The sequence below is a fragment of the Neptuniibacter sp. QD72_48 genome (assembly GCF_047778065.1).
Classification (GTDB): Bacteria; Pseudomonadota; Gammaproteobacteria; order Pseudomonadales; family Balneatricaceae; genus Neptuniibacter.
In genome coordinates this window covers 25,644-36,962 of record NZ_CP180548.1, presented here as the reverse complement: position 1 = coordinate 36,962, position 11,319 = coordinate 25,644, and the positions used below count along the sequence as shown (strand labels likewise).

The window sequence follows — 11,319 nt, the reverse complement described above, 5'->3', positions numbered from 1 at the left end:
AAGCGATCTCATGAACGCAAAGGTAGATTTACAAAAAGTTTTTGACCTCAATACCAAACTCGCAGTTGAGGCAAACCTCAAGCAGATGTCCAACTTCTGGGTCGGACTTCGCAACCTCTCAAAGCATACCAAAAGCCTTGTTGATGATGACCTTATCGATTCTGTTGAGCTGCTAAAGCTCACCATTGAGCATGGTGAATCTGAAGGTATTCCTAAATCTTATTTAACGCTGCTGCGTAAAGCGTACAAGCAGCTGGATAAAGCCGTAGCTGCTGAAAGCTACTGGCAGAAAAAGATTGATGATGAATCCAGAAAATTGGCACGCCGCGTGAACAAACATCAGCGTGCGGTCAGGGATTCACAGGAAGTTTTTAACGCATTTGATGGCATCGAGCATGCCTGTCCTGAGGTGCATTAAGATGCTGTATTTCATGGTTGATTTTGAAGCAACTTGTTGTGAAAACGATGAGTTTAATCAGAGCAAGGAAGGTGAAATTATCGAATTTGGTGCAGTACTGGCGAAAGCCGATGGCACTATTTTGGAAGAATTTCAGACCTTTGTTAAACCCGTTAAGAACCCTGTACTCACTGAGTTTTGCACCAAACTGACATCGATCACTCAGAACGATGTAGAGAACGCTCCCCTCTTCTCTGAAGTAGCAGAGATGATGAATGCTTTTTTAGAGAAATTTGACGGTCAAATTTCCATGTGCAGCGTGGGTGAGTATGACTATCTACAGCTACGTAAACAGCTTGCGGAGCTGGAATTAAGCGCCCCTAAGCTTGGTTTTAATAATACAGGGAAATACACCGAGGAAGCGCTGGATGCGTTCTGTGAAAAACATAAAGAACAGAAGTTGGGTAAAGGCGCTTATCTGAAAACGTTATTCGGTGGAGAGAAAGGTCATTACCTTAATTTAAAAACACTTTGGATTGATCCTGAAACGGGTAAAGCTAACAAATCACGCAGTATGCGCTCCATGTTGGAAAGTCGTGGTCAGCAGTTTGAAGGCTTTCAGCACAGAGGCATCGATGATGCGCGTAATGGAGCAAAGCTCTTGCCGTTTTGTAAAAAGGTTAAGTGAGTGAGCCATAAGATTATGTACTCAATTTTGGTCAGAAATGCCGCGAAATGTAAGAACTGCCAGCAGGTTCTGGAGAGTACGCATGATCATGATTATCAGCGGTGTATTTGCGGCAAGGTCTCTATTGATGGCGGGTTTACTCATGCCAGCTTCAGCGGTGATTTCGCTGACATGGAAAACCTCTGTGAGTGGATCACTGCACCGAATATCAAAGAGTGTGAAGCCTTTGATGCGTACTTAAATGCGTGTATCGCATTCTTTGAAAAAGCACATGAATGGAAAGTCGATCTGACTAAGCAGATGACCATCATGAGCACGATTAACGAAAACGTTAATGCTGAACTAGCCACAATGGATGGTTTACATCAGAACTGGTCAGCTAAGCGTATTCGCAACCTGACACAGTTCTTTATTGCAGTGGATGATCACGATGCGGATCAGGTGGTACGCCTTACCTCCGCAGCCTTCTTTTGTCAGGCACTTTATCGTGCGATTAAGCACAAGGTTAAGGCCTTCAAAGAGATCGGTTTAATTCAGCCAGAGGAGCTGGATCTACTGTATGCAATGACTGATAACGAAGTGATGCATTGGAAGATGACTTCAGAGCTGCAGAGGAAGCTGGATAGGCAGCTAGCGAAAGCTTCTAAGCTACTGAGTTCTTCATTTGAAAGACCTATTAGAAACGATTTAGAGAGCTTGTAGTGATGTCTATTCAGTATGCCGATGACGTTAATATAAAGATTAAGGAGCAAGACCTTAAAGTCTTAATCTCTGTCGATCTTACAGAAGGTCGAACGTTTCAGGCAGTACTGAATGAAGAATCTGAGCTGTGCAATCACTTAACTAATTTTATCAAAATGAAGAACGGTTGCTCTGCGCTTACTGCAGAGCATAAATCTGATATCAGAGAGTACATTACTGCATCAAAAATCCGATTGATTGAGCGGGTTAAACAACAAGATCAATGGTCTTTAGATTTACTCGATGCAGCAGAGCGGTATTGCGGTATCTCGATGAAGGTATATGCCTACGTCTGCACAAAAGCGAATGGTTATGTCATTAGCACGGCGTACTATCGAAGCGTTTGTAAGATGACAACCACCGCTCAGCAGAAGGTGTTAACGTATCTGTATACTCAGCGCAAGCAAGCGCGTAGGGATCGAAATCCAGCGATTCTGGATGAGTTAGAGAGCTTAAGTCATCACGCGTTTATGTCGGATGTGAATCCGCAAGAAATGGAAGCCTTCAGGCTGAAATTAGTGAAAACGCTTGATGCAATGATGGAGAAACCTAAGCGGGTAAGAAGTGAGATTCCATCACTTTAAGAGGAATTGATGATGACCGACATTTTTGATGAAGAAACTTATTACGATGATTTAGCTTGTTGGTTTTCACGCTTCTCCAATGCAGAGCTGACAGTTTCTGAAACCCATCATTTCCTGACTGATTGGCAGCTAATCGACTGGGGTGAAGAGCTGGTTATTAACCATCCTGAACTGATGTCAGCGCACCATGAGATGCAGTTGATTTCTGATCAAAATAAATGGGTTGTTTATATCCAGCCAACCTATTTTTTAGGCAGGCCTAATTTTAATCCACGCTTTACGGATACGATTAATAAAGCATTCGCTGAAGCGCCTGTGTTTCGCTGTAAGGACGGTTTTAATTTTAAGTATGTAGTTGATTACTTGAATGAGCATTTGCCGCAGTTGGAGGGTGAGGAGCACCCTGCGCTGAATGCCTTCAGTCATCTAATTAACTCACCGTTATGGCCGCTGTCTATTTGGGATCAGGGTGAAGATTTTCGGGCTACATCTGAAATTTACGATTACACGTTTACGTATACCGATAGCCGCAGTATTTACAATCCTGCAGGGGATAACTTCCTTAAAGGGTTAGTTGAGCTGGTTAACGGTGAACGGGGTGTCGCTGAGTTTAATAAGCTCTGTGGCAAGCATGATTTGATCATGGATCGGTTAATGGATTTCTTTCATCACCGTAGTGATAAAAAACCGCTCCATAACTTCTTTAAAACACTTTTAGATCAGGGTGAACACCTGAACTACTTAGCGTTTAAAAAGATTCTGATGTATGTGCTCATGGAGCATCCGACAGAATTTAGTGAACTGTTTAAAAATGAATTTAATCGCACACATGCTCTGAATGAGGTTGCGACAAAACTTCAGACAACGGGCTGTAAAGAGCAGTTTTACAGTGCGTATATTTTGCTGGATAACTGGGATTGCACGCAACTCAGTAAAGCTGTGAAATTCAGGGAAGTATCGAACACAAATTACTTTGAATTTATTAAAGACCTGCTGGAAAAAGATCGGATCAACTTTCCAGAGGTGGATTCAGATAAGCGTTTATACCCTGATGATCCTTTGGATCTGGGAGAGACAATGAATCAGATGTTTGTTGAGAAGTACCAAGATTACTTTGAGCAAAACACAGGCGGTGCGTCTGAGAATACAGGTCTTAAAGCAGCCATTGATCAGTCGCTTTAAATGGAATTATGAATACTGAATCACTGCTGACAGAAATGGACGCTCTACTCGACCAGTTGGTCTATCACGATGAAGTAATTACGGAGTTAGAGGAGTTGGCTAAACACCCTACTCCCGCCGCTTCAGAGGCAGCACAGAGACAATTGCGTAAGGCACGACTCATGGTGCCACAAGAAACAGAATGGGATCACTTAAAGAGTAGAGACCCATTTAATTTAAAAGGATTTTGAGATGAGTCATTACGATAATCTCTCGCAGTTTGAGAAACCGATCTATCGCATTAACGCAGGGCCACTGGCTTACATTAATGCGGTAAATCAGTACCTGACGAATATTTATGAGGTCAGCCAAACTGTCGGTACAGTACCTGCAGATCTCGAAGAGGTAATGGCTGATTTCCATCAGACGTATGGCAGCACACTCGATCAGCAGATGGTCTTCTTAATGATCGACTTCGAAGATATGAAGCTTACGATGATGTTCGACAAAAAAGAGATCATTGAAGCACTCACTGAGCACTGTTTACTAATCAACAAGATCACACAGCAGCTCAGTATGAAGCCTGCGCGTATGCCAAATATGTTCAAAATGTTGATCCTGCGGTTTATGCATATGTGTATGTTTTTTATTGAGCAGAATGCGAACCCGAAAGATCTGGATCGGCTCAAATACCTGTCTGAAAACCCTGTGCTTCAGCAGCATATGAGCCGCGAATACATTGAGCTGGAAGTGGATTCAATGTTGATCCGAGGGAGTGAGATCGTTTTTAAAGAAGAATCTGAATCTGCAACAAAATCTGAGATTGAAAGTTTATAGATATGGCTAAGAAAAAAGTTAAGAAACTCGCGTATCGCTTATATCACTCTCATGAAACGGTGGGGATTGATACAAACCGTGTATTGGGTGCGAGTGCTAAAGAGTACTCAGATACAGCACTGTTTAAGCTGATGATGGATGAAGCACTTTCAGCGCCCATCACATCAGAACAGTGTTTGTATAACCATATCGATTTTCCGATTTTTGCAGAAGAACACAGATGGAAGCGGCACAAGCGTCCCATCATCTTCCCTGCTAATGAAGAGCTGTTGAAAAAATTGATCACAGCGAAATTCGACATGTCAGAGATGGATGCTTTCGATCCACCGATGCACTCGTTCATGTTGGCGATGCCAAAAGGTTTCATGGTTGAAGGTGTCGAAATGACAGGGCTTCTGGTGAACTGGTTTCCGTACAGATCTGAGGAAGAAGAGATCTACAAACCTTTTACTGAGCATTACGGTCATGAGTTGGGTGTTGACATCAATCATCCTGAAAAAGCCGTCGATAAAGCATGGTGTTTATCGATCATGCAACTAGATCGCCTGAACACGAAAGTGAAGAAAGATGCGACTCAGCCAATGGGTATTGATCAGCCAAAAACGATTCGGACGATGATCACGACTAACTACTTAAAGTCGATCATGCAGGCAGAAAATCTGGCTGATTTTGGTGAGCGTTTACAGCAAGCCGACAGGCAAACGTATTCGTTCATGCAGCTCGATAAAACCGATATGACGATGCAGTTTTACGCCTTCAAAATCATTACTGCTCTGTTTGCGTATAACTCAGCTACTGATGGCAAATACCTTAAATCAGGTTTACCGAGTCGGCAGCTGCCAACGATGTTAGGTAATTATGATGGTCAGAAAATGCGTCAGTTCACCCTATCAGGTTCCAGTGCCATGCTCAGTAGTGCGAGTCGCGGTGAGCACTACAGAAGCTGGCACTTCAGGAACCTCAGGGATGAACGGTACTACAAAGGCGAACATGCGAATAAACCACGTGGAAGTCGTTGGGTATTTGTGAGCGATTCGCTTGTGGGTGGTAGTGAGGAAGTTGATCCCTACACTCAGGAATAGCAATGGCTAGTGAAGAGTATGAAAAACGCATTCAGACAATGAAGCGTGAGCATATGCAGCTGCTGAAAGATTCGTATCGAGAAGCAAAAGCTGCAGGAAAGTTAAGGGTTAAATTTATGCATAACGGCATGTTCGGAGCCATCATTGGCGACCTAATTGGTTCCAGTTATGAAGGTAAAGATCAGAAAGGCTATAACCTGCCTTTCTTTACTGAATTATCTCATCCCACGGATGAAACCTATTTGTTAGATGCGACTAACAAAGCGTTAAGTACCTCTAAGTGTTTTGCATCTGACGGTATTGCCTTTGGTCAGTTTTACCGTGATGCGTATTTTAATTCAGCTTTTGCAGATGACTATGGCCACATGTTTCGCCAGTGGGCGGAAGACCATACAGGCCCTTACCAGTCTTACGGTAATGGTGCAGCCTCTCGCGTGGCTCCTGTGGCCTTCTATGCCGAATCTGAAGCTGAGGTGCTAGATCTCGCTGAGTTATCTGCGAAATGCACTCACAACTCAGAAGAAGGGGTGAAAGGTGCACAAGCGGTGGCCCTATCTGTTTATCTAGCTAAACAAGGTCAATCTGCAGATGAGATCCGTGATCGCATCTCTCATGAGTTTTACCCGCTGTACTACGACCTTGAGGATTTACATAACGAGTTTGGCTTTAGTACTGATGCGGAAACCACGGTGCCTGTGGCGATCTGGATTGCCTGCACTTCAGATGATTTTAAAGAGGTAATGAGTAAAGGACTCTACATTGGCGGGGACACCGACACGATCCTTTCCATTGCTGGCGCTATTGCAGGTGAACTCTATGGAATTCCAGAAGAATTCAGCGAGCCTGCACACAAAATTTTAAAGGAATACTCTGTTTTTTATTACGGTGAATAAGATGGATGAATTTCAGCAAATGCTTAGTACAAAATACCCGATCTTTAAACCTAATGACGATTTCTGTTGGGGAATCTGCATGGGTTATGGCTGGTATCCGCTACTGATAGAGCTTGCTGAATACCTGAAATCACTAGGCATCAAAGACAGTGAAGTTCAGATCTATGACATTAAGGAAAAGTGCTTCAAATTGAACATCGGTGTGATTTTTCCGATGTTGCCTGATAACCATATTGCCTATGAGTTTGTTAATTATTTAGAGGCACGCTCTCCGTTCATCTGTGAGCGCTGCGGTGAGTTCTCAGGCACAGAAAAACAGCATGTTTGTGATCCTGAGAAAACCACTGAGGAATACCAAAAAGCGAAACTGATTGAACTGCTGGAGAAGTCAGCATGACATTAGGCATGTTCCTCTTCTTTTTCTACTTTGGCATCTTTCATTTTATCTCTGTGAACCTGCTGTTCGCAGTGGTCAGTGCGTTTATCGAACTGGGGTTTAATGGACGTTTAACACCTGAAAATACTGCGTTGTTTATCGGTTTAATTCTGGTGTTTGGTACAGCGTGCTACCTGTCTGGAAAGCCGATGTATCACGTTCTGTATGACGGTTTTACTCGTTATCGTAAACAGTTTTAAGGAGTGTAAACATGGACTCTATTATCGAAGTAGCCTCCATTCGATTGGCTGATGGAATCACGCATGAGCAGATGCATGAACTCATTAAAAAACAGCATTTCATGTTTACAACCAAACCCGAAATACTGGCTCCATTTAGCTGTGATTTTTATGTTTATGCGGTCGATCTCGATGCTGAAACCGAGGTGCAGTACATCGGTGAGCTTGTCGCGTTAGATAACATTTCAGGGGTGTACTACAAGGCATCTTCAGAGAATTGGGAAGTGCCTTATCACCTCTCTGTTCTGGATCGTCAGAAGGAGATGGATCTGTACCTTGACCCTCTCACTTTCGACTATGAAAAAGACTTTGTTGTGCGCTTAGTGTTATCACCCTGCACCATCAAAAACTCCAACATTATGTGCACCGATATTAAACAGGAAGATCACTCGATGATCGTGCATATCGATGCACTGAAACGTTTAGTTGGTAGCGAGGAGAAACACGCTCTCATAAAAAAGCCGCAGAGAAGTCAAAGCTTCCTGATGTGTAGGGAATTGGTGATCGTATGAGTGATCGCAGGTTGGTGGTTAATGCTGCGAAATGTAGGGCGTGTGGTGAAATTATCGAATCCACTATCGGTATTCCTGAGCAGACCTGCAAATGCGGCCAGCTCACCGTATCAGGTACGTTCAAAGAGAGTGTTAGAAACGTATCTGATGACCAGTACTGGAATCTGGTCATTCGTGAAGAGCCTGATGAAGCCCTTAATCGTAATAGGAATACAGTTTTAACGCTGTTAGCGAAAGACAATATCACTGAGATTCAGGATATTTACATTGAATCGTATGAGGGCGATACCGTGGAGATCATGACGGTTAAAGCGGATATGAGTAAGGCTAGACGCTTAGGCCTGAGCTACACACGGATGGATGAAATTGAAGATGAGATTGTTGATCTTCTGGGTATTACGACGATTAGCTTTGTGGATCTGAAATGATTACCAAAGATGATCTTCCCTCCTCTGATTTTGCACAGTTTATTCTGAATCTGTCAGAGCGGCATAACGTTGAGTATGTGCAAACGGATCTGGATCGTTGGTGCAATAAAATCACAGAACTCTGTGATGATGAGGTTGTGTTGGATGATATCGAGAATCTGATTATTGAGCTAAGTCGTCAAGAGGTGATTCATAAAGGTTGCTGCTTGCCGCTGATACATGGATATCTTCAGGAGCGAAAAGCGAATGGTTAAGCAGAGAAAGCCCTCAGATTATTTGAAAGGCAATGAGCAAAAAATCATTGAGATTGTGGAAGCGAATAATGCCTGCAATCCGCGTGTTTTCGGTTCTGTAGCGCGTGGTGAAGACACAGAAGATAGTGATCTAGACATTCTTATTTCTCAAAAAGAAAACATCGATCTATTTAATCTTGCTGACATTTTAAGTGGTATTGAAGTGCTTGTAGATTGCAAAGTCGATGTTGTTATAGAGCAAGAGGTTCAGAGTGAGTCTCTTCGTAGTGCTATCAATCAGGATTTAAAAGATTTGTATCTACAGCCAGTGGTGAATCATGAGTGATCGCAAGCTGCTTGTAAACGCTGCCAAGTGCCGCCTTTGTGGTGATCTCATTGAGTCCACCAATAGAGCGGTTAAATGCTCCTGTGGCGCTCTCACCGTGTCTGGTGCAGACATGGCTCCAGTGCGTGAAGGCGATCCTGATAACTACATTAATTTAGTTGTTTGGGAGTCGCCTGAGGAATCTTATCAACGTAATAAAGATAAAGTGTATGAGCTTCTAGCAGTAGATGGAATTAACAACATTCAGAAGATCGTATTTGATGAAATTGTAGATGAGTCGAAGATCTTATTTGTTGTTTTAGAGTCTGCTCAAGCTTCCCGTAGAGCCAATACAAAGTTCTTATCTAACTATGATTCGGGTAAAGAGCTTTGTGAGATGTTGGGCGTGGATTCCATCCGTTTTTCATCTGATGGAGCTGAGTAGTTATGCCTCGCAGACATGTATTTATTGATTTTGAAGCCAGCTCCCTGAGTACAGAAAGCTATCCGATCTCTGTCGGGCTGCACGAAGTGTTTTCTGGCGATGAGGGCTACTGCATCATCTCCCCTGCTTCGGTGCTTGAATGGACAGAATGGAGCTATGAGGCTCAGAAGATTCATAAGCTCGCTAAGCCTTATATTGAGGAAGACGGTGTATCGCCAAAAGACGCAATTAAAGTGATCGCAGAAGCCTGTGGTGATCCGTATAAGTGCATTCTGATTGCTGACAGTGAAAGGGATGAGTTTTGGTTAAAACGTCTGTATGACGCTGCTGGCGAGCGCTGCCCTTATGTGATTAAGAACGTAGGCCGATTAGCCAATGGCTACAACCGCACCCTGTTAGCGTTAGCATTATCAAGTAAAGAGAATACGCATCATGCTTTAGAGGATGCACGCATTCTCGCTGAAGCGGTGCTGACTCTGGGTAAAGCGAACGTGAAGTGGTATGAGTAAAGATATTAAATTTCCAGTGGTGAATAACGCACCCACCACGCCAAATCCGAAGGTCTGTACGGCGTGCGGAAATCCTATGCATGTCGATGGTGATGTGTGGATCATGTGCGGTGCAGGGGGTGATTTTAATGATCGTAATGCACAAGGCTTTTTACTGCTCGATATTCACGATCACGGGTGTGGCGGTGGTTCTATTGATATCGTTAAAGATGGAACACGGGGCCAAGCTGATATAGGCTTTTGTTCCACAGATTGTTTACGCACTTTTTTCAATGTTTGTGTTGATGAGCTGGAAGCGAAGAAACAGGTTAAGGATTCAAAATAAATGGCAATTACGCACATTGACAAAGTTTGTGAGTATTACTTAAAGCAGATCAATGAGGGTGAAACCAATGGTATCTGCCGTGGCTTTTTAAAGCACGTAGAACACCATAGGGAACTCGTTTCTAACCCTCAGCGATATGGCATCTCTAAAACAGATTTAGAGCAGAGTAAGTCGATTGTTGATGCGGTAAAAGGCTTTAAGAGTTTAAAGGATTTCAGGAAGAAGCCTTACGTTGAGCGCCTGAGTCTGGGATCAAAATTGATCTCAGATATTATCCACTCTAAAGCGCAAATTGATAAAGAAGAACCGCCTGCCAAAATCCTCATTCATTTCCATTACCTTGCGTATGCAGCTCATGTGTTTACACCGCCGAATGAGCAACAAGCTGACATCTTTAAGGATCGTGAGATTAAAGCGATTCAGCCTTCTAAAGAGTTGATGAAACGCATCTTTAAAATGCAGCCTCCGAAGATCAATCCTGATGATGAAGTGATGGAAGAGATTATGGAGGGTATCAGGGATAAGTTTTGGTATTTCGACTTTGCTCAAGGCTCTTATCCCTATGAACATGCTAATGTAAGCACCAGTTTAAAGGCATTAGAACCTCTTCTTAATGACGTAAAACTCTACTTCAGATCCGCGTTTTGGAACCCGTATTTCAATACAATGGGCGTGTGCCTTCATTCGAGTTTAGGTACTGAAGACTTTGTGTATTTTTATCATAATGAAGACACAGGAAAAGATGAGATTACTTTTTCCGAGAGTATTCAAACTGAAGAAAATGCATTAAATATTTGTAAGCGCGTACTGGAAAAGATCATCATTCTGGCACTGTATGATCATACGCAGCAAACAGCAGATGAACGTGATCCTGATGCGCTAAAGGAGCTACCTTCAGCGATGAAACGTCCTTCTGTTATGAAGGATAAAAAGAGTCCAAAAGGTGCTTCTTTGTTTAAGCTAACAGCGCTCGATGTAGCTAAAAAAGACACCTCCAGTTTGCCGCCTGCGGATAGCAAAAGCAGGGAGTATTCGCACAGTTTCGTTGTTTCTGGTCACTATCGTATGGCTCGTGTAGGTAAGGGGCGTAAACAGCGCAAATTAATCTATATTGATGAATTCGTGAAAGGCGATAAGGATTCACCGCTCATGGATAAAACTAACTTAATTAAGCTCAAATGACTCCTCTCACTGATTCTGAAAAACAGGTTTTAGATAAGCATTTAGCGAAACCTGAAAGCGAGCGTTACAAAGGTACGCCTTTGGCTGAAGCGAGAGAACAAGCTAAAGCTCAAGCGTTAAAAGAGTATCGTGAAGAAAAGAGAAATCAGTTATAATCTAAAAATTGATTTAAGGTGATACGCTACCTGCTTTTAAAAGCTAAGTGCGAGCTTGAAACTTCAGGAATCGTGATAGAGTAGCTCGCCCTGCAGGATGCAGATAAGTATTGAGCTGGATCAGATGAGAGACAGGGAATATGGCTT

Annotated in this window: 20 protein-coding genes; all 20 read left to right on the top strand. The window is 43.0% G+C overall.

The annotated features are described in order from the left end of the window. Positions 1–10: 10 nt before the first annotated feature. The 20 genes from ACMXYX_RS17880 to ACMXYX_RS17785 are packed head-to-tail and all read left to right on the top strand — an operon-like array spanning position 11 to position 11,172. Positions 11–418, top strand: a complete 408-nt coding sequence (locus tag ACMXYX_RS17880) for a hypothetical protein (protein ID WP_415906939.1) — start codon at positions 11–13, stop codon at positions 416–418. A 1-nt stretch (position 419) separates the two neighbouring features. Beyond that, positions 420–1,085, top strand: a complete 666-nt coding sequence (locus ACMXYX_RS17875) for an exonuclease domain-containing protein (RefSeq protein WP_415906938.1) — start codon at positions 420–422, stop codon at positions 1,083–1,085. Beyond that, positions 1,086–1,787, top strand: coding sequence for a hypothetical protein (locus tag ACMXYX_RS17870; protein WP_415906937.1), 702 nt, complete (start codon positions 1,086–1,088; stop codon positions 1,785–1,787). A 2-nt stretch (positions 1,788–1,789) separates the two neighbouring features. Next, the gene (locus ACMXYX_RS17865) at positions 1,790–2,410 is read left to right on the top strand and encodes a hypothetical protein (protein ID WP_415906936.1); all 621 of its coding nucleotides are present in this window, start codon (positions 1,790–1,792) and stop codon (positions 2,408–2,410) included. A 9-nt stretch (positions 2,411–2,419) separates the two neighbouring features. Beyond that, positions 2,420–3,592 (top strand): hypothetical protein, encoded by a 1,173-nt coding sequence (locus ACMXYX_RS17860; RefSeq protein ID WP_415906935.1) that lies wholly within the window; start codon positions 2,420–2,422, stop codon positions 3,590–3,592. Between the two features lie 8 nt (positions 3,593–3,600). Next, the gene (locus tag ACMXYX_RS17855) at positions 3,601–3,822 is read left to right on the top strand and encodes a hypothetical protein (protein ID WP_415906934.1); all 222 of its coding nucleotides are present in this window, start codon (positions 3,601–3,603) and stop codon (positions 3,820–3,822) included. Position 3,823: 1 nt separating this feature from the next. After that, positions 3,824–4,408, top strand: coding sequence for a hypothetical protein (locus ACMXYX_RS17850; protein ID WP_415906933.1), 585 nt, complete (start codon positions 3,824–3,826; stop codon positions 4,406–4,408). Positions 4,409–4,410: 2 nt separating this feature from the next. Continuing rightward, complete coding sequence (locus ACMXYX_RS17845; protein ID WP_415906932.1) at positions 4,411–5,490, top strand: hypothetical protein; 1,080 nt, start codon at positions 4,411–4,413, stop codon at positions 5,488–5,490. Between the two features lie 2 nt (positions 5,491–5,492). Further along, the gene (locus tag ACMXYX_RS17840) at positions 5,493–6,383 is read left to right on the top strand and encodes an ADP-ribosylglycohydrolase family protein (RefSeq protein ID WP_415906931.1); all 891 of its coding nucleotides are present in this window, start codon (positions 5,493–5,495) and stop codon (positions 6,381–6,383) included. A 1-nt stretch (position 6,384) separates the two neighbouring features. Continuing rightward, entirely contained in the window at positions 6,385–6,780 is a 396-nt protein-coding gene (locus tag ACMXYX_RS17835; RefSeq protein WP_415906930.1) for a hypothetical protein, read from the top strand. Then, positions 6,777–7,019, top strand: a complete 243-nt coding sequence (locus ACMXYX_RS17830; RefSeq protein WP_415906929.1) for a hypothetical protein — start codon at positions 6,777–6,779, stop codon at positions 7,017–7,019. The genes ACMXYX_RS17835 and ACMXYX_RS17830 overlap by 4 nt, the downstream gene beginning before the upstream one ends. 11 nt (positions 7,020–7,030) lie before the next feature. Then, positions 7,031–7,570, top strand: coding sequence for a hypothetical protein (locus ACMXYX_RS17825; protein WP_415906928.1), 540 nt, complete (start codon positions 7,031–7,033; stop codon positions 7,568–7,570). Further along, entirely contained in the window at positions 7,567–7,998 is a 432-nt protein-coding gene (locus ACMXYX_RS17820) for a hypothetical protein (protein WP_415906927.1), read from the top strand. The genes ACMXYX_RS17825 and ACMXYX_RS17820 overlap by 4 nt, the downstream gene beginning before the upstream one ends. After that, positions 7,995–8,252, top strand: coding sequence for a hypothetical protein (locus ACMXYX_RS17815; protein WP_415906926.1), 258 nt, complete (start codon positions 7,995–7,997; stop codon positions 8,250–8,252). The genes ACMXYX_RS17820 and ACMXYX_RS17815 overlap by 4 nt, the downstream gene beginning before the upstream one ends. After that, positions 8,245–8,577 (top strand): nucleotidyltransferase family protein, encoded by a 333-nt coding sequence (locus ACMXYX_RS17810; protein WP_415906925.1) that lies wholly within the window; start codon positions 8,245–8,247, stop codon positions 8,575–8,577. The genes ACMXYX_RS17815 and ACMXYX_RS17810 overlap by 8 nt, the downstream gene beginning before the upstream one ends. Then, on the top strand, positions 8,570–9,001 hold the full coding sequence (locus ACMXYX_RS17805) for a hypothetical protein (RefSeq protein WP_415906924.1): 432 nt from the start codon (positions 8,570–8,572) through the stop codon (positions 8,999–9,001). The genes ACMXYX_RS17810 and ACMXYX_RS17805 overlap by 8 nt, the downstream gene beginning before the upstream one ends. Positions 9,002–9,003: 2 nt before the next feature. Further along, positions 9,004–9,510, top strand: a complete 507-nt coding sequence (locus ACMXYX_RS17800; RefSeq protein WP_415906923.1) for a hypothetical protein — start codon at positions 9,004–9,006, stop codon at positions 9,508–9,510. Continuing rightward, on the top strand, positions 9,503–9,835 hold the full coding sequence (locus ACMXYX_RS17795) for a hypothetical protein (RefSeq protein ID WP_415906922.1): 333 nt from the start codon (positions 9,503–9,505) through the stop codon (positions 9,833–9,835). The genes ACMXYX_RS17800 and ACMXYX_RS17795 overlap by 8 nt, the downstream gene beginning before the upstream one ends. Next, positions 9,836–11,017, top strand: a complete 1,182-nt coding sequence (locus ACMXYX_RS17790) for a hypothetical protein (RefSeq protein ID WP_415906921.1) — start codon at positions 9,836–9,838, stop codon at positions 11,015–11,017. After that, the gene (locus ACMXYX_RS17785; protein ID WP_415906920.1) at positions 11,014–11,172 is read left to right on the top strand and encodes a hypothetical protein; all 159 of its coding nucleotides are present in this window, start codon (positions 11,014–11,016) and stop codon (positions 11,170–11,172) included. The genes ACMXYX_RS17790 and ACMXYX_RS17785 overlap by 4 nt, the downstream gene beginning before the upstream one ends. Positions 11,173–11,319 lie beyond the last annotated feature (147 nt).